The organism is Prevotella sp. BV3P1, from assembly GCF_000479005.1.
Lineage (GTDB): Bacteria > Bacteroidota > Bacteroidia > Bacteroidales > Bacteroidaceae > Prevotella.
Map to the genome: position 1 here is coordinate 19,317 of NZ_AWXC01000021.1, position 23,558 is coordinate 42,874.

The following is a 23,558-nucleotide window of genomic DNA, read 5'->3' on the forward strand; positions in this document are numbered from 1 at the left end:
CTGCACTTGCTTATGGAATCCGCCAACCACCCAATAATTGTTAACAAATTTTAATTATATCATTCTTTTTTGTTTTTATTCTTTTGTTTCTATGAAATCCCTTACCTTTGCACTCGCTTTTCGGCTGATACCTCATCACAGATGATGATCAAGGAGAGATGGTAGAGTGGTCGATTACAACGGTCTTGAAAACCGTCGCACTGAGAGGTGCCGGGGGTTCGAATCCCTCTCTCTCCGCAACCGCATTAAGCGTAATTCCCTAAGTTACAACAACTTAGGGAATTTTTATTTCCCCTTGTTTATTTCTTGACCCACTTTTTGACCCACTTTTTGACCCACTTTTTGACCCACTTTTGGTCTGAACACTTTTTAACACGAAATATTTTTTAATCGTTGTAAAAATAATTCAGAATTATTCTATTTGTTGATTATCAACTTTTTACGTGATTTTGGCAAAGGGTGAATTCGAACCTTTTATATCAAAAGTTATCATTCTTGTTTTTTATCTCAATTATGGATATACCTCACTCCTTTTCCCCTCTGTCTTTTCCAACTTTCGAACGTATCAATTCTCCAGCCCTTATAATGGCCTTCTTATTGAGTACTACACCACCTTTGCTAAGCCCAACACGCTCCAAAGAGCATTGTTTAATACCTATATCGTCTGCAGTTAGGGTGCTATATATAGCAGGTATAGATCCAAAATAATAATTCTTTCGTCCCTGGATCAGATGAACATGTATTACCTTTGTCATACTTTTATATGTTGTTATTACCCTAAAATTACAAAATAGTTATTATATACGATATTTCAATTATATTTTATTTTGTATTTTATAAGCCGTTGGCATAGTTTTCAACTATTCAACAGTCGATCATCAGCTTTCATTTTTCTATGCAAAGTTAGCAAGGCGACCAGAACGCAAATCATCGCTACGCTATTTGAGGATATTGTTACGGCAGCCTTCCGCAAATCAAAGATTTGGGTTTTCCATAACAATATCCTCAAATTCCTTTGCTTATCTGTTCTTTGCCTTGCTTGCCTTCTTGCTCGAAAATTAAAATCCTGACGCTCTCCTGCTGTTAAAAGCAGAGAACTAAAGGGAAAAGTATCACATTAAAACTAATTCGATATGGAAAGTATAAAGCAAAACACAGAAGTAAAAGCATGGAAGTTTGTTAAGTGGGATGTTGAACCATTGAGCAAATTACGCACAAGCAAGGTTTATATGTTGCGTGAAAAACTTAATAGAAGACAGAAGATGAGCCGTGAAGAGAAGAACTGGCTCGCAGAGAAAGTGAATACCAATACCTATTTTCGTACAGCAGTGCCGTTGATGGGATATTGTTTTGACTTCCTCGATGTACTGAAAAAATATGTGGTCAATCAGTACGGACACTGGAGCGAGTATTATGCACCCGACAAGACAAGTCTTCGGGCTTACTTGTGCGACAGAGTGGACCAAATAGTGGAAATATAATCTTCAATCATTATGGCTATAAATATGACAAACCAAGAAATGGTACTCACATCGTTAGGATTCTTCAAGAACGATTACAAACTTGATAACTTCCGTTCCAACTTTGGCTATGATTGGACGGATGAGGACTTGAACGAGGCTATCGAGGTAGCAGGTTACGACCTTACCAGTGTACGAAATTGTTTGATGGAAATACTTTGGCTCAAAGTGGTGGACGAGTTTGAGAACAAAGGTTGCGAGCGTGAAATGTTTGATTGTTGGGTCAACGGCTCGCTCGACACTCATTTCTATTTTAAGCAGACCGAGGTGAACTGCATCGACGAGATAGAAAAAATTGCATAACGCTAACATAAAGGTAATGCCACGACCAACCATCGGGACACAAATCTTCAAAGATATGATAATGGATAAAGGACTATCAACAACACAGAAGATACTCAGTCAGCTTACCATCGCAGTTAAAAGGTCAGAGCAAGAGTATTATACCGACAAGGAACTAAAACAATTTTCCCAGAATAATAATAAACTTCAAAATACAAGGTTATGAAAAAAAAATGAAGCCGAACAAAAATTGTTAGAAATATACAATAGCTACGAGTGCAGAAAAATCAAATTGGCGACCATGCTAAAAAAAATGTACAGGGAAGGTGACAATTTTATCTGCATTCATGAATTTGAAATTGTTGAATGCTAAAGGAAATGGAGGGACTAACCACCCCTCCACAAAAATATTTTAATATGAAATCAATCAATGAAATTGCAAGCGAGAATGGTTTACATGTAATCAACACGACTACTGGTTTGAACGGTTATCCACAGTTTTTGAAAAAGGCTATTATTGGATTTGAAAATTTTGAGCAAGCAGAGAATCTTGCCGAAGAATATCATCTTGACATCGAGATATTCACAAAGCGTGACGGTTGGCAGCTTTGGAACAGAGACAACAATCATGCATACGATGCGTTTGATCGTTCTGCAAGCGACTATGGCGAGAACTATCAACAGTTTGAATCGAATATGAGCCAGGATGATTTTTTGCAGCAAATAGGTGCTGCGGACTTTATTCATGGGCTGGCACATGAAGAAGATGGTCTTGATAGAATCGAAGACTATATCAAAGGTATAAGAGAGCTATATGATGAGATAGTAATAGCCGATGACGATGAAATCGTTATTGCAGAGGGTGATGTGTATGTTGAGACTATCAAAGAACAAACAATGCAATATAGTTACGACACGAAACACTATGTGATAGGACTTATTGACAATAACGAAGATTAAAGGAACATCGACACCCGCCTACTCGACGGGTGTCGATTTGAAAAACAGTTGCAGTGTAAGCATGTCTTTTCGCATTCCGAAAACATAAATTGACTTTCCATATACAACATTTGCCGTGTGCTGCTCTCTTAGTTCGCAGCACACTCCATTCCTACTACCTATCATCCACGCTGTTTTCTGAAATTGCAAGTTATTACTAAAGCTATCGTTTCTTTTACCCATAGCAAAAAAACGCTAACGCAAGTTTTTGTTACAACTTCTTTCCCTTTCGGCTTGCTCCTCATGCCTGCTCCGCCAGAGTTCCATCACGCTGCAGTCATCTTCGCCTTTGTCCTGTTCCTCTTTCGATCCACTGCGACAGCGGCGAAGATGGCAGACTGCTTAATGGAACACAGGCTACGCAAAGACCCTTAAAACGGTCGTAGCCGTTTTCATCCCATGAAAGACACTGCTTCTGACCTTGCAGGATCGCCAACAGAGTCTTTCAAGGGACTTTGGGAGAGCGGTAGTGTCAGCATCTTATTTGGTTGCCTTGCCAGGCTATCTTAGCTTCTTTCCCTTAAATCGTTATTTCCATAACCCTATGTGGGTCGTTTACACTCCTGCAATCACTGCAGGAATTTAATTTTACTTAGCAAAGGTAGCAAGTCCGGCAGAACGCCGAAGTACCGCTGCGCTATTTTGCTATATTGTTATGGCATCCTTCCACAAATCAAAGATTTGGGTTTTCCATAACAATATCGCAAAATTACCTGGCTTATCTGCCTTATGGACTTGCTTACCATTTGCACATAAAATTTGAAATCCCGTCAGCGATGCTGTAAAAGCAGCTAAACTAAAGGGAAATGTATCATTAAAATAATATTCAAGATATGGAAAAACTATTTGAAACATTGGTTGGGAAACTTCGTATGGGTATCGTTTCCTTTGTGTATCGTAAGAAAGACGGCACAGAACGTCATGCGTGTGGCACTTTATACGGCATCGGACATACTATCAAAGGCACAACTACCCATCATCAGTGCAGCTATACACTTGCCTACTATGATGTAGATTGCAAAGGTTGGAGGTCATTTATAATTGAGAACCTTGTCGAGGTGGGCGAACTTCGTCAAAGTACCATTGACGAGCATCACGACATTTGCCTTGCATTGGTAGTCAAACTCAAAGAGAAGATGAAGAAAGAGGGCAAGACAGCTTTTGCCTACCGCAAGGCAGACGGAACCATCAGATATGCACATGGCATCCTTTCAGACAACATTGATGTATCTGGCAGATACTTTGTCTATTTCGACACCGACAAGGGCGAAGAACGCAAGTTTCGTATTGATGCTTTCATCGGTATTGGAGAACCTGCCGAGTTGGAAAGTAGCAACCACGCATCTTTCACAAATGCTGAGCCAAGCAATGAAGTTGGTAGTGGTAAGGCATACAACGATTTCAGCAGTTTAGACATCAAGTCTATCCTTGTCAAGCGAGGTGTAGCTATCGAGGACACAGAAAAGTTTACGGTCATAGACCTTTTGCCCGAACTCAACAAAGAGCAACTAAAAGACCTCATTTGCAAGGCAGCTGAAAGGCTTGCAACCCTCTAAATCTAAGGTAATGCCCTGACCAACCATCAGGGCGCAAATTTCTTCTTATATGTTACGTTATCCAAGAGTAGAAATTATCAAGCGCAAGACATACGTCCCCATCTATCAAGAGCATTACGAGGTACAAACTATGCGCCCTAATCGCCCAATGAAAAGTAAGTTTGGTATGGATAAAAGTCAAGCAATGGCATATTCAAGGCGAGAGGTCGCCAAGTTGAAAGAAGAAGGCTACACAAAAGCAGTGTACAACTCAATGATGGTAGATTTGAATACTTTTCGTCCATAATCCACTTGCATGATGTCCCTACTTTGTCGTAGGGGCATTTTGTGCGCCAGGTGCTGCTCCCACAGTTCGCAGCATACTTTTTCTATGCCCTATTCATTAAGACTTAGCCCTGGTTAGCAAAAGCCATTACTTTGCGTAATAGCTATTACCGCCCCCTTCAAAACACGCTGCTGCAAGTTTTGGTCTATACATTTTCCCTTATGTTGTATTACCTCATTTCTCAGCTGCTCCGCCAGTGTACCATCATTCTGCACCCATCTACGCCTCAGTCCTGTTTCGCATCCGCTTCACTTCGACAACGGCTAAGAGGGAGGCAGGTTGATAGAACACAGGCTACGCAGAAACCCTAAAACGGTCTATGCCGTTTTTATCCCATGTAAGACACTGTTTCTGACCTTTCAGGATCGCCAACAGAGTCTTTCAAGGGACTTCGGGAGAGAGGTTAGGACATCTTCCAATATTGGTGCCTTGCCAGGCAATAGCTACTAAATTACACCTGGTGTCATAATCATAGCCCTATATGTATCGTTTACACTTCTGCAATCACTGCCTGGATTTAATTTTACTTAGCAAAGGTAGCAAGTCCGTCAGAACACCGAAGTACCGCTGCGCTATTTTGTGATATTCTTATGGCAGCCTTCCACAAATCAGAGATTTGGGATTTCCATAACAATATCGCAAAATTACCTGGCTTATCTGCCTTATGGACTTGCTTACCATTTGCACATAAAATTTGAAATCCCGTCAGCGATGCTGCAATAGCAGCTAAACTAAAGGGAAATGTATCACTTAAAACATTACGACTATGCACGCATGGATTTATCAGATTTCAGACACTCCAATTAAGGAGACTATCAACGAGGACACACTATATCAGGGTGACGGCACAGACTACGACTATTGTGCAGAAATTTCGGAAGAAGGTCGCAAGAGTGCTATCGAAACACTGAAAGGCTACATTCTACCTTTTGGTATGTTTCGACAGATAGATGAGACAACCTTTGAGTATCAAGGTGGTATCGATGAGTGGAAGGAGCAGTGGGTAGAGCGTATTCAAGACCTTGCATCGGAGTTGAATGTCGAGAATATTTTGAAATTTGTTGGGCATTCCTACAAGCTCGAAAGGGAGCTAAAGAACCCACTCGACACCGCATCACAGTTCTATCTGAGCGCAGAGACCGACCAGACCTATGCCGAAGAGTCGGTGGAGCTGATGCGCTGGATTGAAAATTTGGAGGTAGGCAGCAAGATTTATGTTGGCGGTATCATAGATTTTCACTTCTAACATTTCGATGATGGAAACAAAGGTTATTTACTTGTTTACCGAACAGACGAATGGCACTCCCTCGCATCGAGGGAGCTTGTCTATATCGGTGAGGATATGGAGGACATTATCGCACAACTGATAGCGCATCGGGGGATGACCGAGGACGATGCCAAGGCGATAAGGTGCATCTTGCAGACACAATGTAACAACCGAGGATATGAGTGGGAGTTTGAGGCGCAGCGTCTCAATGCTTTTACAGACTAAGGGAAAGCGTGATAATAGACATATCATAACAATCAAAACTTTTAGAATTATGGCAAATTGGGCAAGTACAAGCTACGTTATCGAGGGTAGCAAGGCAGAGGTAAGCAAGGTTTATCAAGTCATCGACGACTTTATGAGCGGTCGCAAACAGCCAGTGGCAGAAACGGCAAGCGACGGTTGGGAAGGTAACATCGTAAAGATGTTGGGAGCTACCGACGAGCAGATGAAGAAATATCTTCGTGGTTTCATCCAGTATTATGAATATGATGGGGATGTACTTCGCATCGACGCAGAAGAGGCATGGGGTGCAACGGATTTCTACGAGGTTTTGGGAGAGCTTATGCCTAACCTGACTATCTATTTCAGTGTGGAGGAGCCGGGATGTGAGATATACACCACCAACGATGCCGAGGGTAAGTATTTTGCTGATAGGTTCTATGTGGAATCTGCGGTCAATAACAATTATGCTCACGAGTACTTCACAGAGAAAAAAGATGCTATGAGCTATGTAGCAGAACTGTTGGGTAGAGAGAACGTGAGCAAGGAAGAACTTGATAAGTGGAATGAAGAACAGGAAGACTACGATGCTTACATCTACGTTCACGAGTATAAGGTAGTTGCATAACAAAGGTAATGGAGGGGGATAACCACCCCCTCCACAATAGATAAAATCATGAATATACCAATATCAATACAGGTTGTAACAGTTGTATCATCAGAGACAGGTGTTAATTATCAACAGGTTTATATTAATAATGAGGATGCTGCACAAGCAGACTTTGATAGACAAAAAGTCATACATAAGGATCTCTTGTTGGAAGGGTGGTCTGTATCGCTTAGACGCTATTAAAGTAATTCTATATAGGTAACGGAGGGGCTAACCACCCCTCCACAAAAAAGACAAAAATGAAACAGAAAGATATTTTACAACAGCCTACCAGCGGATTACAGGAAGTAGTACGCTCACTCAATGAGAATATGCGAAACCGTCTCGATCAGGAATACCATTGGTTCGCCGATTACCCTTATGTCGAGGCAGCCATTGGTGGTATGGAAGGTCAAGTTGAAGCAAAAGTTATGGCAGTAAAGTACCCTATAACCGAGCATAGCGGTATTTTGATCATGCCCGACGAGGACAGAGAATATTATGAAGTTGGTTGGACTGAACTCCAGCCCGACGACATAGCCATCATCCTTGAAGCCCTACCCGACGAGGACGATTAAAGAAGTACAGTAGCCAGTCATGGGAATTTGACTGGCTATATGTCTTTATTTAAATTCGGGTCTCTTTGGAGGAGTAAGCCTTGTTGTAAAATGTTTGTCTTCTGGTTCTGTTGGAAGTGCCAAGGGAAGAGTAAACTTAATCCTATTTATTGATGTGTTTATTATACCTTTTTCTCCTTTCCCACCTATATTCAGTACTGAAAATACTTCTATATTTGCACCTCCAGTTTTCGATTGGGAGTCCTGAATGTTGATAGCAACAGCAAAATCAACATTTGATACATAATGTGGAATTCTTTCTTTCAATTCTTATCGAGGTCCTAAAAACTTATCACCGTTCAGATGTATCATGTGGTCAGGCATATCAGCGATCCAAACCTCTGTCTCCCAAGCTAATTGTTCAGAAAACTTTTTAAACTTGCTGAAATTCAGAAATGCTGTAACAAAAATCTTTCCTGATTTTACCTTTTCTGTCATCTTGCTTATATCCTTGATACGCTCTGGATCCATGGGACCAACCGAATCTACAGCCTCAATGAAGTAAATCCAATCTTTATCTTCACGGTATAGAACTACGTCAGGCATCTTATCGTGTAGTGTAATCTCGAAACCTAAGTCTTTGAGTTTTGACTCGTTCTTGATCATGTCTTTCTTTATAGTATCACCTACATAAAGACATTCTGACCCAGGGGCGAATCGTGGAGCAAATTCTTCAATAATGGCTTTTTGTAATCTGTTGTGTGAACCAGGACTAAAGGTGAAGTCTTGGTTATTTATCTTTACTGGCATTTTTTGCATGACCTTTTTTGAAGCATAAATTTCAGTGAGGCTTTGGTGCCTTTTTAAAAATGATGTCAAAGCAGCACCTTCTTCACCGACGCCACAATCAAGTTCTGTTACCTCTCGGAGTACCGCCAAAAACTCATTGGTCAAGCGGTATCTGTAATTTGGACTATTCGTAGCCTTACCATTATCCTCGATGAGGGCAGCATTTCTAAAGTGATGCATTGCCTGTTTGCGGAAAGTTTCTCTCGAATTTTCGGCATAGGATACATTGTAATAGGCATTGATAAAAGCAATTACATCATGTATTCTAATCCATTCATTCGTTGCATCACTAAAATTATCTTCCTCTTTTATTCCTCCCATGGCCAATATAGTTAAGGCGCATAGGTCAGATTGTTGCGCTACAGGCATGTCTAAGTCTGCCAATAGTTTCTTAATGGCTTCTATCTTATCCATCTTGATAATATTCTATTACACGTTAGTTCACTATAATCTTTTCCTATAAGTTCTCTACCCATCAAACATATTGTGTCTTTCGATGGAACAGGCATCTTGTTTATTTCTGTTGAATTGACCTGTGTGGAACCATTAAGGATTCTGTAGTATTGATCATATATGGTTGAGTTCAGGAGGACATACAACCCAAAAACTTCCTCCATACTATTGCATTTTATATAATTGATCTTGTTCTGTGTACTTATGTATTTATACTCTGGGTAATCCGATCGGAGATATATACCACATTGCAAACGTCTTTTTTCCTCTTTTGATGTGAACCTTTTAATGAACAAATAGTTTGCATTCTCTTGCAAATACCCACTCTTATCTGTACAGATATATTCGTCTTCTTTGCCTGTTGGCCACTTTATTCTACCGTCTTTAATGTGTTGAGCGTAGAACAAAGGATATGCCCCTTTCTCACCTTTGCTTCTTAGAACTTCTCTGGTACGAAAGTCTACTATAATGCCAGTCTTCATGCGTAAATCATCTGAAACAAGGGTTTCAGACAACTTTCCCAATGTTGATAGCACCTCTATTTCTTTTTGGTTTGTCACCAAATAGATGTACCCATTGGGCGCTACGATAGTATTATAGTCTACATCGAAAAATCTTATATCAGAAAAATTAGAAGTTTGGGAGAAAGACATCCTTATCTTTTTAGGGAAGGTCTGTTCTTTCTTTATCTTTACGATTATGGTTTCCTGCAGAACGGAATCACCGTCAAACACCTTGTCTCTACTCCCAAAAAGATGTATTCGGGTAATTATTCCATGTGCCAGCAAATATTTCCTAAACTTCTCAAAATATGCTCCCGAAGTCCAAGATCTCGGAATAATATAAACCAGTTCTCCACCTTCTTTAAGATTATATATTCCCATTGCCCAAAAGAGGAAGTAGAGATTGGGGGCACCATAACAGACCTCTGGCATATGCTTCGCTTCTGGAGCATCTTTTGATATTTTCTTATATGGTGGATTACCTATTATCAAATCATATTCATCCATATTAGCCTGTGCAAAAATGGAAGCCTTATTTCCAAAAGGCTGTGATGTGATATAGTTCTCCTGACGAATTTCAAAAGAAAAGTTAGCGTCTTTGATAGAGGCAAGGTTTTCTTCGAGTAGTCCGAGTACCTTTACATCATTTTCATAGCACACTAAATGGATGTTCCCATTATATCCGCTCTCACGCATTCTGCTTATAAGAGCTACTGATAAGATTCCACTTCCAGCACCAGCATCAAGAACTTTCAAGCTGCGCCTATCCATGTCTATATCAAACATAGAAGCCATGAACTTTGCCGTTGTACCTGGTGTAAAGAACTGACCGTACTTCTTTCTGTCTGCTTTGGAATTTCCACAGACAAAAGACGAAGTCCTATTTATAGTTTCACTTAATGCTACCATATGTCATTTCCTGTCCAACTTAATTTTCCTGATATTCAAATACCTGTAAACGGTGGATTTTGACTTAATCCCAAGCTGCTGCATAATCGGTTCGATTCCCATGCCCTGTTTATAAAGACCCACAACAGCATCAATCTTATTCTGATTGATGCCTGGTGCTCTTCCCAATCTCTTTCCTTTAAGTTGGGCCTCTTTTCGCCCAGCCGAACATCTTTCGGCAATCACCGACCGTTCAAACTCGGCCAATGCTGCCATCAAGGTCATCATGAGTTTGCCTGTGTTGGAATTGCCGTCTATGCCGTCTTTGATCGATATGAGGGTGATGCCTCGATTGTGGAGGGAGTCGAAAATCTCCAGCAGGTTTTTGAGCGACCGCCCCAATCGGTCAAACTTATAAACCACAAGCGTATCGCCTTCCCTAAGAAAGGAAAGGCACTTTTCAAGCTCTGGGCGTTGTCTGATGCCCGACACCTTCTCTTGGAAGATAGTCTGGCATCCCTTATCCCTCAAAGCTGTGAGCTGCATATCAAGATGCTGCTCTCTACTTGATACCCTTGCATAACCTATATTCGCCATATAGTGTTCGATTATTATTTGTTTGCAAAGATAATGCAAATCGAACACAAAAACAACTCTAAAGCGGTATTTCTGCATCTAATTTTAGAGTTCGATTAACTTTTATCTTTTTCGTACTGTGTCCGACCTTGATTTCCGATCTGCGAGTAAGTCCCAAATCAGTTGGCGGTATTCAACGCACTGCCAACCTACACAGCCCTGGTATCTTTGCCTTTTCCCTAAAGTCTTTTCTCCATTTCGTCTGAGCCAATGGCACAGACTTCATTTAGCCCATGCAAAACACACTATCGTAAGTTTTGTTCTTATCCCAATCCCTCCATTACTCCTGCGGAGTTATTTATTCAGTAAGCGTTGCCTACTTCTTACCAGGTAGCTGCCAGTATTGATTTTATTGTGCAAAGGTAGTGTGGCCTCCATTCCTGCGAAAGTACCGCAGAAGCTATTTTCAGGGAATTTTGGACAAACCCTCCACAATTTCTATCAAAATTGGGTATCCATCCAAAATTCCCTGAAAATTCCTTGCGCATCCATTGCGTCCCCACTATTACCATGCACATAAAATTCAATCCCGGTCAGCTCCCACTGGCAAGCAGTGGAAAACTAAAGGGAAAAGTATCACATCATTAAAACTTAAAACATGGTAACAATTCAAATTCCTGCCAGTGTCGATACAGCGATGTCGATGATTGGCTATGAACCGAAGACCACCTTTTGGATGGACTTTTCGATTGCAGACAAGTTTGGTATCGAGGCTATCGTTGATACTTTCAATCGTGCTTTCAAGGAGTGGCACACCGACCACATCTACCTCACCGAGCTTGTGATGGTGCTCAACCACAAGATTTGGCAGTGGTATGAGAAGAACGACACCATCGCAAGGGTGTACGACAAGCTTTGGCGCAAAGCTGATGAGTGGGCGCAGGAGAATCTGCACGGTAAGGAGTTGCAATACTTCTACGAGGTAACAGACTAACAAGGAAACGGAGGGACTAACCATCCCTCTACAAAATAACTTCCAATGAAAGATTTTATGTTATTAACTTGTTTCGTTGTAAACAGTATAAACTTAATTGTTGCGAATCAGTTATCCGACTTGATGAAATGCGCTTTCTTTCTGCTGTTTATTGTTTCTGCATTTTTGTGGCTGTTTTACTCAAAGAATGGTCAATCATTATTAAACTATTTGAACAACTATGAATAAAGAATATTTATCAGCTCATTGTCCTTATTGTGGTAGTCGCATCTATCGTAATAGTCATGGCTATCAATGTGAACACTGTAATTTTCAAGTAAAAAATTATATTTGTAATCGACATTTTAATAAAGAAGAAATAGAAAAAGTACTAATGGGAGAAGAAATAATAATAGACGGTTTTTCTACTAATACTGGAAAAATGTTCTCTTCCATTCCGGTTATACAAAACTATACGATTGTTCTTGACAATACAATAGCCCTACTTCAACAAGGACGTATTGTGGTGGGTACCAAATCTTTTGTTTGTGAGCCTTTCCAACGAGAAAAATCTATTAAGTTCAGAGTTCAGCGTATGTATAATGGTCATCAGATAACCGTAGGTGAAATCAAGACCTTGTTACAACAAGGAAAGGTTGTTATTGATACCTTAGACGAAAGTGGCAACAGACAAAACAACGAATTGATATTGCTTTCAAAGCAGTGTATGAAAGTTTCGTTTACATAAAAATTGAACATAATAGTAATTTCCTGATAAAAACAATATTTTTAAAATTATTATATGTATCTTTACACACAAAATTGATAAAACATTAAACAAAATTGTTTCACACAAAAAAATCTGCCATATGAAAAGACTAAATTTATTTCACTTATTTATTCTTTGTGTAGCTGTATTCTGCTTAACCGCTTGCGAGAAAGAAGACTTGAATGACACGAAAGAAACAACTAAGCCAGTGACAGCCAAACTGATTGTAACTTACACAGGCGATACAACCATGTTTAGTTCTAAAAGTTATGTTTATGCCATTGATGCCCATAAACTATCTCGGCATAGTGTGTTTGTTGATAACAAAGAAGACTTTTATACTGGATTAAATTGGGTAATGCAAGGTAATGAACTGCCTACATTGAATAAAATCTATTTGCCTTCTACAGTATTGGATCAAAAACAAAAATTGATTAGTAGAACATACTATACGTATGCAGATATTGCCTGCTTTGGGTACTATGAAGATTTTAGCCAAACTGTTACAAAGCCAAACTACAGAAAAGAGGAAAGCGGCGATATAAATGTAAATATTAAAGCTTTTATCAAAGATAAATTGGTACGTGAAGTAACTTATACAATCAACTTAAAAGAACCAAAAGCATGGATAATTTTCTACAGCGACAAATCTTTTGCTGATAAAAGACATGAAGGGGACGGACTTCACAATGAAAATGACGACGATATCCATTTTAATGTTGTAGTTGATAATTAGTTAATATTTTGAAGAAAAATATAGGGACATAGATTATTGATACTATGCCCCTATATTTATAGTATGGTTACCTAACTTCTATTTATTCATAGGAAAGTCAAAGTACTTAGCACCATTTGGTCCGATTTCTTCATCTTCCCAGTCATCAACATCTATGTTCATTTTTGGATCTTTACCTGGAGAAGCAGCTGCCAATATGGGTTCACCCACTTCAAAAATAGTAATTTCAGGTGATATATATTTCTTTTTCATCTTATGTATATTTTTCTTTTCCTATCATTTTATTTGTTAGACATCAGAATTCAAAAACAGGGCGTACCATGTTTTCAGTTTTTGTTGTACGTGCCCATTGCCGGTATTGCTTCACTCTGGTATTATAAAACCATACCTTCGAAGGGTCTATATTTTCAGATGGATTTAGCCAGTACCGACAATACTCGTCATCATGTCCCAAGTCCCATACATAAAAAGAATTATAAGCTAAGCGTCTTTCTCCTCCGTGAATTGACCCTGGATACTGTTCGGTCCCTGACAACAATTTATCAAGAGCACCATAATCCCTGGGCTGGTTTTTATAGTGTAGCTGCCCATCATATTGAGTACCGCCACAAGCAGCAAATATCAAATCAAATTCACGGAAACCTGGTACATACCATTGAGTCCATGAAGGAGCTTTGCCTAAATATTTGTTTTGTGAAAACCATGTATTTATATTTTCTAAATCCGAGTAAGAGAAAAATATATTACCGTCATATTTTCGCAACCATCTCAATGAAATGGCAAGTCCATGCTTACTATAAGGTGCTTGTCCACTGCCATTCTCGTTTATATATGCTATCATAGCGACGGGATTTTCGTGAGCTGCAATAGCATCCTCACTATATTGGTAAATATTTCCAGCATCGGAAATGACCCAACCCAGTTTAGGTTCTTGTAATTTAGGTTTTTGGTCTGGGTAACCAATAAAGTCATCCGTTATAGTAATCGTGTATTTGTATCTTTTTCCTGCTTTCAAATCAGCTTTGAAAGGAAAATAAGTAATGCCATAACTATTGTAGTCGCCAACAACATATTGACCTGTGCTGTGGTCATAAATTTTACATTTCATCCATACATAGGAATAAACGTTTTGTTCGTCATTCTCATCAATAGCCTTATTAATGTCTGCAATTCTAACGCCTGACTTGGGATTCCACGGTTGATGATTCAACGGAACTAAAAAAATGTCTTGGCTGGCATTAAGATATGATTTATCTGCTTTTTCAAAGTTGTCTATATCAAATGAATATTCGCCAAGTCCTAATAAATCCCTTGCCATGCGTGTTTGAACCGCCCCATTTCCCAGCATTGTAAACTCTGCTTCATGATACACCCCCTTTAAGCCGATTTGCTTGATGTCCATGATTTCAAGATTGTTTGACTTATTGGAAATTCCAAACTTGATTTGTGAAAGGAGGTGATGGAATTGTAATTTTACGGTACCATGATTTGTTTGTTTATATTCATCTGATTCGAAAGCTGCCATATAATCCTCGTTTCCCCCCGAATATGCACCAAGGCTTACCTCGTGGTTGCTCCATACATCTATTTCCGGTCTGCTTCCAAAATTATTGGGAGAGTTGACCGCAACAAAATGCAGGGGTTCATTTTCCAACCATCTCTTTCTCTCTTTCTTGTCTTTATATGAGAATATGCCATTACCTTGATTGACTATTTCAACATTATCCATATATGGTTCTTCTTCTCCTGGGTCGTCAAGGAACGCATACACATAAAAGTTTTTCAATTTCTTGACATAGTTTTGCGAGTCAAACGAAGTGCGAGTTCCTGTTTTCTCTTCGGAAACAGTGAACTTAATGGCATCGCTCGGCATCTTGCTTCTATCCTCCAGCTCTTCTTCCGTACAAGACGTGAAGCCCAATGATAACATGGCTATAAACAAAGCCATTGAATGTAATAAATTAAAATGTTTCATTTTGAATAATTATTTGGTTTAATATTTATTGGATCTATATGCCAGCCATATACTTTTAAATTTTTAGAAAAAACAAAATCTATTAAGCATTTCTGTTGGTATTTCTTAGAACCCTGTTGAAATTTTGGCTGCTTCTGTTTTTCGTAGATTACCTGAATCACCTGTGAATAGGTATCGTTGTTTTGCCGTTGTTCCTCGTCAATCTTGGCCATATAGTAATCTGCTGCATCGGCATCCAAATAAAAATTCAGCAGTTGGCGTACCGTGTCTCTTTGGAAATCTCCATCGAGGCTAAGCCAGTCAGTTTGCTTATAAGTCCTTTCCTTTGAAATCTTTTTGTCATCTTTCTTTTCGAATGGAAATAGCGGAGTATCGCCTTCCTGCCATGGTCGATCCTTATCGGCATCTTTAGACTTTGGAAACTCTCTTGAATAAACGTAAAAGCGCAGGTTCCTGGGTGAGCCGTTTCTGCCACGCCCATAACGGTCTGCCACTTCAAAATCGAACCACACATCACATTGATTGTTTTGATAAAGCTCATACAATTCTCGTTGTGCTGGCAGGATAACTTTCTCTACCATCGTTTTGAAACGCTGATATTTCTCTTTTTCCAGCAGCTCTCCAGTCTTAGGATCATGGAGTTCTGATAGTCCGAAGGTAAAGCGGAAGGTTTCGACCGACATTTTCAAGATTCTCTTCTTGTAAGTTTCATCGGGAGTCGTAGGGTCGATATAGCGGAAATCACCCGAATAGAGGCAGCATATCTCATAGAATTTTTGCGAGTATTTCGAATTCAGCAAGATTGCCGTATGCAGATTGAGGATGGTAAACGACTTGGTAAGATTGATTACGTACTCATACAGTTCTGGAGAGACACGTATGGTATAATCATTTGTCGAGGTGTTCCATCTGAAAGCATCTATCCAGTGAAAGTAATCCACCACCAGCTGTTTGTCTTCATTCTCATGAAACTGGATGATTGCTTTTTGGGCCAGAGACCGCACCGTCTTGTAGGTACGCATAACGTTGGTATTTCCACCGACCGAAGCCAAATCCCGATCCGTCATATTGAACACGAGGTTCTGCCAGTTATCACGCATCTCCAATCTCATTTCCTCATACCGCATCTTGATAGCCTCCGATAGTTTATAGAGAAAACGGCGTTCCATCATCGTATAGCGAAGAGGAGAACGAAGAATAAGGTTGTTGAAACTGAATGAGCATTTGCCCACGTCGCCATTTTCAATGAGGGTGATTCGTCTTTTTGTCATTGTTAACCCCTTTAATTAAATTTTCAGAATTGATAATCCTTGATGTCGTAGCGAAAATTTGATTAAAGGGTACCGGGAAGACAACTGTCAGCTGGTTCGGTAATTGTATTAAAGCGCATCGAAACGACAATTCAAATGTAGGTAAATTACAAGACAGAGCAAAGGAAATGCGACAAAAATTCAAAAAGTCAGATTGTTGCCTTAAATAATCAAGGAAAAGAAGGAGGACTCTTCTCAAAAGGTTACTTAATCGTTCTCAAAAGGTTACTTAATCGTTCTCAAAAGGTTACTTAATCGTTCTCAAAAGGTTACTTAATAACAGGTAAGCACTCTGATTTTCAAGAGCTTACAACGCTCTTAAATAAAGCTTATAAATAAAAATAATAAATAAAGCTTTATACGCGCGCGAGAGAAACTTTTAACTAAAGGGAAAAAAATAAGGTCGATGCCGTACAGAAGCCGAGTCTCCAGTCTTCTCAAAAGGTTACGAAGTGGACTAATGACCGTGGATATTTTTCATAAACTCCCCAAAAAAATCAAGGTTATTTTATTTTTATCCCGATAAAACAACGATAAGATTACGACTTTTTCAAAGGCAACCAGTAAGACTATATGCAGCATTGATGTCAGATCGACCTTTTCCCTCCAGTTCTACCATTCCGAGTAGTGGTGTCACCGATTACCTTTTACCCTTTTTGTTTTTATGCTTGTTTGTTATTTTGGTTTTATGATTGGCAAAGATTATGGTTATTTGAATAACATATATTTTGTTTTTATACTTGTTTGCTATTTTGTTTTTATGATTTGCAAAGTTTATGGTTGTTTGAATAACATATATTTTGCCTTTTTGTTTAGCAACGTTTATATTCGGTTGCTAAACATATACTTTGTTTTATTGCTTGTTTATTATTTTGGTTTTTTGATTGGTAAAGTTTATGATTGTTTGAATAACATATATTTTGTTTTTTTGTTTAGCAACGATTATATTCGGTTGAAAAGCATATACTTTGTTTTATTGTTTGTTTGTTATTTTGGTTTTTTGATTAACAATAAAACATATCGACAAATCGAACTTAGCACAGGGTTTCAGGATGAATTTAGAAAGAAATGGGGAAAATGAGATAGAAACATCATGTACAAAGGGATTGAAACAGGGCGTAGAAAATGTGTAGCAAGTTGTACCTTTAGGCGCCTATTTTTCAAATCGGCACATAAAGGTTACTTGCCCACAAAAGTGGGAGAAATATCGTCGCAACTCCGATATTAGGACAAAAAAATGATGCGTCTTTTAGATTTTTAGCAATCTTTTGAAGATATCAGATTGCTGCTTTTTCATGGTGGCCATCACTTTTTTTAGGTCAGAAACATGAGGGAGAATAATTTCTTCGTAGTATTCTTTGTCTAATGCTCCTTTGTAAATTAGTTCATTAGCACGCTTGGTAATCTGATTAAGATTTACTCCTTGCTTAGAAATTTCGTGATTAAATTCGGTTATCAAGTCGGCTAATTTATTCAAAGATTCGATGCGTTTTACAGTTCCTTTGTCATCGAATTGTGCCACTGCATCACGAATCATAGAAGCCATTTGATTGTAATTTTTGGCTTTATTTTTGAATAAGTCCAACTCCTTTTTGTTAAGATGGAGATTGATACGATTTGTCCTTTTGTCTTCTTTCATGCGCTGATTCAATGATATTCTTACTTAAAGATACTAAAATTCGGCGAGGCTATAGAACTTTAATTCAGCTAAAAATGTTATATTTGCATCGTAGTTTCGAGGCACTTTAATTTATTGACCAATGTGATTTAGCAGATGCCATCCTGGTTATCTTTATCGAAACTACCTTTACATCAATTAAAGTGCGATGATAGCAACTATTCTCCATTCAAGCAGCACATTCAATGCTGTCAATTATAACGAAAGAAAGGTGTCTAAGGGTTCGGCAGAACTCTTGGAAATCTCAAATTTTGACTATCTTCAAAAAACAGGAAACGTTACAGCTGCCAACTTACAGGAGTATCTAATGAAGTATTCGTCTATCAATCAAAACATCAAGAATACCCAGTTTCATGTCTCCATATCATGTAAGAAGCAGGAATATACGCATGACCAGTTACTGGATATTGCGCATCAGTACCTTAAAGAAATGGGGTATGCTGACAAGGGACAACCAGTCTTGATCTATGCGCACCACGATACAGGCAACAATCATATCCACATTGTGACGAGCAGAGTTAATCCACAAGGCAAGAAGATAGAACATGACAACGAAAGACTACGTTCTCAGGCTATCATCAATAAAATCATGGGAATAGAACCAAAGCATGAAGCAAAGAGTATCATTCAGAAGGCTATGGAGTATTCTTTTGCAACGTTGGGACAATTTCAGGCTATTCTGGAGAGCAATGGGTATGAGAGCTATGTGGAAGATGACCAGCTCAATGTCAAGAAAGGGGGTACTGTGCTTGATAGCATTGTCATCAAAGAGATAGAACTGGCGATGACAAAGACGACGAAGGAGGAAAGCAGCAAGCAGCGCAAAAGGTTAAAGGCCATCCTTTTGAAATATAGGGGATTGACTTCAAACAAAGAAGATCTAAATAAGATGCTGAAAAAGAAGCTGGGCATATCTCTCGTCTTTATAGGGAAGAAAGATGTTCCTTATGGATATATGGTGGTGGATCACAAAAACAAGGCAGTATATAAAGGTAGCGACATCTTAGACATAAAGACTTTACTTGCTTTCAAGCAGCAGCAAGATATACTTGTCGGAGAAAGTGAGAAGGCTATTTTAGGCTTTGTACACAAACTGATTGAGGAAAACGATAAACTTACTATCGGCGAGATAAACAAGTCGCTGTGGTGGAAATATAGGGTCAATATCTATCACGATGGGTATATCAGAGATAAGCAGCGCAAAATTTCGATTGCGGTTGATGAGAAGGACTTTTCTATTTTACGCAAGAATTTCAGGAGGCAATGGATCCAGGGATTCAATCCTGCGACCGAAGAAGAGAGGGCTATCCTTTGCAAGCTTGGACATATCGATGATGAGGGTGTTATTCAGATCTGTCCTGATAGGAACAAAGAAAAGAGTGATGGTACTGTAAACCAAATCAAGGAGATATTGGGGACTGCTGAAAGAGGACAACTATATGACAATCTACGTATTGCTAAAATCCTTATATTCAGAAGAGAGGTTTCGGTCTATGCCGTCGATATGGGTAACTCCACAATCGTCAATCTGCGGGATACGGATATAGACCTATCCCAGTTTGCAACGCACGAGAGGGGGGCGGTAGCTATGCCACCTCCTACAAGTCCACAAAACACAAATTCCCAACATATCAATGCTGGGAACTTATTGCGTCCTACTGGCTCTGCCCATAATTCTAATCGTGAGTGGGAAGTTGGCGGAGGAAGTAACTGGGATGATATAGACGACGAGAGAAGGTTTAAGCGTTAAGCCATGACTACCACTCGGCAGTAGGCTTTGGTTGCTTTGCTGGTGCAAAGATTCTGTTAAGATTCTGATGAGATAACGAAACTTCATCTAAGAAGGATATGAAGATGGTCGCTGAATTGGTTATTCCCATTATAACTTTCATATTCCCTGATTGCCACTCTGCTTTGGGCAAGATTGCCCCCGATTTACATAAGCTAAACCAGTGAGCAGAGAATTGGCGGAAAAGCTCACCTTGGTGCAAAGGTTGCAGTTTAACAATGGAGTACTCCTTGGTTGGTTTGCCGTACTTTTGAGAGAGATAGGTTTCTAATCTTTCAGTAAGGCTAACCAGTTGGTTGTGCTGATCAACATTATGGACATCAAATAAACATTGATTCTTGGGCAAACGCTCTTGCTCATATAAGGCTGATGGCATATAACAAAAACCTTCCGTTTCAGGTAAAGGAGTTTTAACTGTAACAGAAACTAATTTGTTTTCAAGGAAATAGTCGCAATCTGTAAAATAAAGTGGTGATGTTCCTTTTGTATAGTTTTCATTGTCAGAAGCCGTGATGTCGGCGGCTGGGGAGATAATATTATCAACATCGAAACCAATCCCATTGATGGAAAGAATATATTTTGACAGCATGGTAATGGAATCTGTTACTTCTGTTGCCTCTTTCTTCTTCTGTGTTTGGCTCCAGTATTCATCAAAGTTCATTCCCAACTGATAATAGCCCAAGATAGGCTCTTGTGGCTTATTACCAGTGTCCTCCTGCGCAAAGACGGTGCATGAGAAAAGCACTGATAGGATTAGTAGGGTGTATCGACGAATCATACATTACTGTTTTTGATTAAAGACTACAAAGATAACGTTATGATATGGATTTTTATTGCTATTTGTCATTTATTTCACTCACTGGAGCCAAAAACTGACGAAACCAGGCTGTCGTAGGTACGGTGAGCGAGTGATGAGAGTATGGCACTGCGTTCCTTACAGGACGGCAAATTACAGTAATATCCTCCAATGGTATTGAGGATTGGTGTTTCGGGAAGTGGATGCCCACAATAGCTTGCTGAAATGACGTATTCACCATCTTTTTGTTTACGGATGAGTACATCAGAATAGGTAAGTTCATCATTGCATTTCAGGTTGAGGAAACTTTCCTTTAATCCTAACTTATATAATGGAACGTCTTTCTTACTATTCACTACTAATAGAGGTTGGACGGAACGCAAAGTCTCGACTTGGCTATTATCCAATAGCGCAACGGTTCGGCCACGCAAGCCAAACACATTATATTCATACAAGAACACTCCCTTCTGACAGGCAAAAGCATCAATTGCATCATCATCGAAGGTCAGATAAGAATCCTCGACCTGAATAAAAACGATGGTATCAGGCGAGATTTCACGTTTCTTATCAAGGAACATCTTATATAATGCCGTGTTCTGTGTTCTTTGGTTTCTAAGAGTCTGCGCAGTGGCTTGTATAAGGCTTATCATATAAGGTGCTTGCTGTGCAATCAAATCTGATAGATAACCTAACAGAGTAAGTCCTATACGGCTGAAATTCCATTCATGATTTTTGACCAACTCAATCTGTTCGTTATTGTCGATGCATACCGCAACAGAATGTGCTGTAATAACGATCGAAGTAATGCGTACCTCTCTGATATATCCGACTCCTTCCATTGTAACAGGGATAGTTATGATAGGATAGTTCAGGCAATCCTGGCCAACCAGTATGCGCAAATAGTCCAGTGTTTGTTGGGTTGTCGCTGTAGTCAGGACGCTGATTTGATTGTTTTTCCTAACGTTGGACGTCTCAATATGGAGTCGTAAATCCAGCAAAATCTTTGCACCGTAGCGAGAAATAACCATATAGGAATAGATGGTATCTCCGTCAGAGAAATCGGTGATTTCCCAGCCCAACGTAAGGTATAGCTTATCGGCATCGGCACCAATGACGACAAAAGAGGTACCGACATCAAAAAGTACAAGTGCCTTCTCTGCATCATGCAGAGAGTGGCACTTGTACAATTCTTTCACGAGGTTTTCTAACCTCTTTGTAGATTCTATCACGGCAAAGGTATTTCAAAGGTCTTTACTACATTCTTGCCTTCTCGGTCGAAGAATACCCAGCGTTCAGCACGATATTTGATACCGTCTTTATCGACACATTCATAGTCGAGCTTCACTTTCCAGCCCGACCATTCACCTTTTGGAGTGTTCTTGAAAATCATCGTCTGTACTTCTGTGGCTGCGTTCATCTGCCGACGCATCAGATTTACCGTATATACATCAGCTTTGGATATATCAGTTACTCCCTGTGTTTTGGCCATGAGGTTCTTCGTCACAACGTCCATCACCTTTAGCATACCAGTAATCTCTTTACGAGTAAAGTAGTTTACGCCGAAGGCTGAATCAGGCTCTGTATGGGCAGTCAGTTTCAGCTGCTTGGGATAGTCAAGCGAGGCTTTAAGATTTTCCTGCGCCTTTTCAAACATTCCGTCCTTGGGTGAATGGCACGCACTTACAAAGGCGCATACTGCGAAGATGAGAATATATGTCAGTTTTTTCATCGTTCCTTAATATTTCATGTGGTAAATGAGTAAATTCTTGTATGGCTTAAAGCGCACCACCTGATGCTCTGGCACAACGATGGGTGTGTTGTTGGGCGGTGGAGGGGTCATGGTACGCTCCTTGACAGTTCGTAGCTCGAAACTACCAAAGTTGTCCAGTACGACCCCCTTGCCATCGTCCATAATCTCACTGATTGCACCCAACAGGGCATGAAGGCTCTGTCGCAATACTTCCTGCGACAAGCCTGACCGTTCTTTTGCCTTTCGCAAAAGTTCATTTAAAGAAACTTGATTCTCTTTCATGTTCATCTTTATTTATATGATGTTACTTGTATTTCGTTATGAAGGCCAACTTTCAACGTGAGGGCATGTACGTGACCGAGCTTATCGAAGGCCTCGAAAGGCATTTTTAGCTTACCATGATCCAGCAGTTCCTTTGCGTCCTGGAGATTTACCTTATGGCCATAGTAGTGCCTCCATATTTTGAAATCGCATCCGTGTCTATAATTGGAACAGTTAAAGGCTGTCGGACCAACCAAAACGTCTTGTCCACATACTGGACATTTGCCAATGATTGAAGATAGTTCCACATTACCATTCTCTGTCCTTGTGAGGTAGGCAGAAAACCACTTGCCTTGCTTGTTGAAAAAACCGTCGAGAATATCACCATTCCCATTACAGAAGGCTTCTGCTTCTTCAACGGTGATATAGCGATTACAGATGAAGTTGGGTATGATGAAGTTACATAGTGAGTTGACGGATAGATGGTTGACGCAAGCATACCCAAACCTTGTCTGAATGATTTGTCCTCCACAGTTAGGACACACTGCATCAATAGGTCGTGTTTCGGTCTCTATATCATAACCCTTACCAGGGTTAATAATAAAGCGTCCCTGATAAGGGAATCCTTTCTGATCGCACATTTTCGTATATTCAGTGCAACCATTTCTTATTAGCTGGCGAATCATTCCATCGGTTATATCAATACCATGTGTATGCAGAGGTATTGAAAAACGACAGCCACCATGCTCTGATGATGGATTTAATCGGTTAGTACAAACGTAATCTCTATTAGTTTTGATAATATGACCATGCCCACATACAGGGCATAGGCCAAACTCTCTATCTGATTGTTCCATTAAAGTACCTTTTTATTA

28 protein-coding genes and 1 tRNA gene are annotated in these 23,558 nt (G+C 39.6%); 15 read left to right on the plus strand and 14 right to left on the minus strand.

The window, feature by feature from the left end; all coding sequences use genetic code 11:
• The first annotated feature begins 152 nt into the window (after window positions 1-152).
• A tRNA-Ser gene (locus HMPREF1254_RS04095) sits at window positions 153-237 on the plus strand.
• A gap of 287 nt (window positions 238-524) precedes the next feature.
• Here HMPREF1254_RS04095 and HMPREF1254_RS12265 read toward each other — a convergent pair.
• Window positions 525-755: a hypothetical protein gene (locus tag HMPREF1254_RS12265; RefSeq protein ID WP_036890975.1), complete on the minus strand. Its 231-nt coding sequence runs from the start codon at window positions 753-755 to the stop codon at window positions 525-527.
• Between the two features lie 378 nt (window positions 756-1,133).
• On the opposite strand from HMPREF1254_RS12265, the gene HMPREF1254_RS04105 reads away from it, so the two are divergent.
• The 10 genes from HMPREF1254_RS04105 (at window position 1,134) to HMPREF1254_RS04160 (ending at window position 7,398) form a co-directional block, all read left to right on the plus strand.
• Entirely contained in the window at window positions 1,134-1,481 is a 348-nt protein-coding gene (locus HMPREF1254_RS04105; RefSeq protein WP_023057402.1) for a hypothetical protein, read from the plus strand.
• Between the two features lie 24 nt (window positions 1,482-1,505).
• Window positions 1,506-1,823: a hypothetical protein gene (locus HMPREF1254_RS04110; protein WP_023057380.1), complete on the plus strand. Its 318-nt coding sequence runs from the start codon at window positions 1,506-1,508 to the stop codon at window positions 1,821-1,823.
• Window positions 1,824-2,219: 396 nt separating this feature from the next.
• The gene (locus HMPREF1254_RS04120; protein WP_036891010.1) at window positions 2,220-2,762 is read left to right on the plus strand and encodes a hypothetical protein; all 543 of its coding nucleotides are present in this window, start codon (window positions 2,220-2,222) and stop codon (window positions 2,760-2,762) included.
• An 872-nt stretch (window positions 2,763-3,634) separates the two neighbouring features.
• A complete protein-coding gene (locus tag HMPREF1254_RS04135; RefSeq protein WP_023057399.1) occupies window positions 3,635-4,357 on the plus strand; it encodes an SH3 beta-barrel fold-containing protein in 723 nt (240 codons plus the stop codon).
• Window positions 4,358-4,406: 49 nt separating this feature from the next.
• Window positions 4,407-4,643, plus strand: a complete 237-nt coding sequence (locus tag HMPREF1254_RS04140; protein ID WP_023057458.1) for a hypothetical protein — start codon at window positions 4,407-4,409, stop codon at window positions 4,641-4,643.
• A gap of 805 nt (window positions 4,644-5,448) precedes the next feature.
• On the plus strand, window positions 5,449-5,928 hold the full coding sequence (locus HMPREF1254_RS04145) for a hypothetical protein (RefSeq protein ID WP_023057452.1): 480 nt from the start codon (window positions 5,449-5,451) through the stop codon (window positions 5,926-5,928).
• A 96-nt stretch (window positions 5,929-6,024) separates the two neighbouring features.
• Window positions 6,025-6,174 carry a hypothetical protein gene (locus tag HMPREF1254_RS04150; RefSeq protein WP_196806286.1) on the plus strand — a complete coding sequence of 50 codons (150 nt, stop codon included), beginning with the start codon at window positions 6,025-6,027 and terminating at the stop codon, window positions 6,172-6,174.
• A 49-nt stretch (window positions 6,175-6,223) separates the two neighbouring features.
• Entirely contained in the window at window positions 6,224-6,799 is a 576-nt protein-coding gene (locus HMPREF1254_RS04155) for a hypothetical protein (RefSeq protein ID WP_023057446.1), read from the plus strand.
• A gap of 48 nt (window positions 6,800-6,847) precedes the next feature.
• Window positions 6,848-7,024, plus strand: coding sequence for a hypothetical protein (locus tag HMPREF1254_RS11665; RefSeq protein ID WP_231385797.1), 177 nt, complete (start codon window positions 6,848-6,850; stop codon window positions 7,022-7,024).
• 56 nt (window positions 7,025-7,080) lie between these two features.
• Window positions 7,081-7,398, plus strand: a complete 318-nt coding sequence (locus HMPREF1254_RS04160) for a hypothetical protein (protein ID WP_023057465.1) — start codon at window positions 7,081-7,083, stop codon at window positions 7,396-7,398.
• 45 nt (window positions 7,399-7,443) lie between these two features.
• Here the strand turns inward: HMPREF1254_RS04160 and HMPREF1254_RS04165 are convergent, their stop codons facing one another.
• From HMPREF1254_RS04165 to HMPREF1254_RS04180, 4 genes are read right to left on the minus strand one after another with little or no spacing between them, the layout of a single operon-like run.
• On the minus strand, window positions 7,444-7,704 hold the full coding sequence (locus HMPREF1254_RS04165; protein ID WP_036890980.1) for a hypothetical protein: 261 nt from the start codon (window positions 7,702-7,704) through the stop codon (window positions 7,444-7,446).
• Window positions 7,705-7,707: 3 nt separating this feature from the next.
• The gene (locus HMPREF1254_RS04170) at window positions 7,708-8,640 is read right to left on the minus strand and encodes a BsuBI/PstI family type II restriction endonuclease (protein ID WP_023057461.1); all 933 of its coding nucleotides are present in this window, start codon (window positions 8,638-8,640) and stop codon (window positions 7,708-7,710) included.
• Entirely contained in the window at window positions 8,628-10,091 is a 1,464-nt protein-coding gene (locus HMPREF1254_RS04175) for an Eco57I restriction-modification methylase domain-containing protein (RefSeq protein WP_023057460.1), read from the minus strand. The genes HMPREF1254_RS04170 and HMPREF1254_RS04175 overlap by 13 nt, the downstream gene beginning before the upstream one ends.
• A 3-nt stretch (window positions 10,092-10,094) precedes the next feature.
• Window positions 10,095-10,667 (minus strand): recombinase family protein, encoded by a 573-nt coding sequence (locus HMPREF1254_RS04180; RefSeq protein ID WP_036890981.1) that lies wholly within the window; start codon window positions 10,665-10,667, stop codon window positions 10,095-10,097.
• 637 nt (window positions 10,668-11,304) lie between these two features.
• Here HMPREF1254_RS04180 and HMPREF1254_RS04185 point away from each other — a divergent pair.
• The 3 genes from HMPREF1254_RS04185 (at window position 11,305) to HMPREF1254_RS04195 (ending at window position 13,124) form a co-directional block, all read left to right on the plus strand.
• The gene (locus HMPREF1254_RS04185) at window positions 11,305-11,640 is read left to right on the plus strand and encodes a hypothetical protein (protein WP_051331276.1); all 336 of its coding nucleotides are present in this window, start codon (window positions 11,305-11,307) and stop codon (window positions 11,638-11,640) included.
• A gap of 220 nt (window positions 11,641-11,860) precedes the next feature.
• Window positions 11,861-12,367, plus strand: coding sequence for a hypothetical protein (locus HMPREF1254_RS04190; protein WP_036890986.1), 507 nt, complete (start codon window positions 11,861-11,863; stop codon window positions 12,365-12,367).
• A 121-nt stretch (window positions 12,368-12,488) separates the two neighbouring features.
• Window positions 12,489-13,124, plus strand: a complete 636-nt coding sequence (locus HMPREF1254_RS04195; protein WP_023057386.1) for a hypothetical protein — start codon at window positions 12,489-12,491, stop codon at window positions 13,122-13,124.
• 78 nt (window positions 13,125-13,202) lie between these two features.
• On the opposite strand, the gene HMPREF1254_RS12140 is transcribed toward HMPREF1254_RS04195, so the two are convergent.
• The 4 genes from HMPREF1254_RS12140 to HMPREF1254_RS04215 form a co-directional block, all read right to left on the minus strand.
• Window positions 13,203-13,376, minus strand: coding sequence for a hypothetical protein (locus tag HMPREF1254_RS12140; RefSeq protein ID WP_023057379.1), 174 nt, complete (start codon window positions 13,374-13,376; stop codon window positions 13,203-13,205).
• A 43-nt stretch (window positions 13,377-13,419) separates the two neighbouring features.
• Window positions 13,420-15,099, minus strand: coding sequence for a fimbrillin family protein (locus tag HMPREF1254_RS04200; protein WP_036890988.1), 1,680 nt, complete (start codon window positions 15,097-15,099; stop codon window positions 13,420-13,422).
• Window positions 15,096-16,370, minus strand: coding sequence for a replication initiation protein (locus HMPREF1254_RS04205; protein ID WP_023057462.1), 1,275 nt, complete (start codon window positions 16,368-16,370; stop codon window positions 15,096-15,098). The genes HMPREF1254_RS04200 and HMPREF1254_RS04205 overlap by 4 nt, the downstream gene beginning before the upstream one ends.
• A 1,288-nt stretch (window positions 16,371-17,658) precedes the next feature.
• Entirely contained in the window at window positions 17,659-18,048 is a 390-nt protein-coding gene (locus HMPREF1254_RS04215; RefSeq protein WP_023057433.1) for a plasmid mobilization relaxosome protein MobC, read from the minus strand.
• 187 nt (window positions 18,049-18,235) lie between these two features.
• Between HMPREF1254_RS04215 and HMPREF1254_RS04220 the strand changes: the two genes are divergently transcribed.
• Window positions 18,236-19,837, plus strand: coding sequence for a relaxase/mobilization nuclease domain-containing protein (locus HMPREF1254_RS04220; RefSeq protein WP_023057407.1), 1,602 nt, complete (start codon window positions 18,236-18,238; stop codon window positions 19,835-19,837).
• 7 nt (window positions 19,838-19,844) lie between these two features.
• On the opposite strand, the gene HMPREF1254_RS04225 is transcribed toward HMPREF1254_RS04220, so the two are convergent.
• From HMPREF1254_RS04225 to HMPREF1254_RS04245, 5 genes are all read right to left on the minus strand, one after another.
• Window positions 19,845-20,654, minus strand: coding sequence for a hypothetical protein (locus HMPREF1254_RS04225; protein ID WP_023057428.1), 810 nt, complete (start codon window positions 20,652-20,654; stop codon window positions 19,845-19,847).
• 74 nt (window positions 20,655-20,728) lie between these two features.
• Window positions 20,729-21,868, minus strand: a complete 1,140-nt coding sequence (locus HMPREF1254_RS04230) for a hypothetical protein (protein ID WP_023057378.1) — start codon at window positions 21,866-21,868, stop codon at window positions 20,729-20,731.
• A gap of 29 nt (window positions 21,869-21,897) precedes the next feature.
• The gene (locus HMPREF1254_RS04235) at window positions 21,898-22,401 is read right to left on the minus strand and encodes a hypothetical protein (protein WP_036890998.1); all 504 of its coding nucleotides are present in this window, start codon (window positions 22,399-22,401) and stop codon (window positions 21,898-21,900) included.
• Window positions 22,402-22,407: 6 nt separating this feature from the next.
• Window positions 22,408-22,704, minus strand: a complete 297-nt coding sequence (locus tag HMPREF1254_RS04240; RefSeq protein ID WP_036891015.1) for an HU family DNA-binding protein — start codon at window positions 22,702-22,704, stop codon at window positions 22,408-22,410.
• An 8-nt stretch (window positions 22,705-22,712) separates the two neighbouring features.
• The gene (locus tag HMPREF1254_RS04245) at window positions 22,713-23,324 is read right to left on the minus strand and encodes a topoisomerase C-terminal repeat-containing protein (protein ID WP_231385798.1); all 612 of its coding nucleotides are present in this window, start codon (window positions 23,322-23,324) and stop codon (window positions 22,713-22,715) included.
• Between the last annotated feature and the right edge of the window lie 234 nt (window positions 23,325-23,558).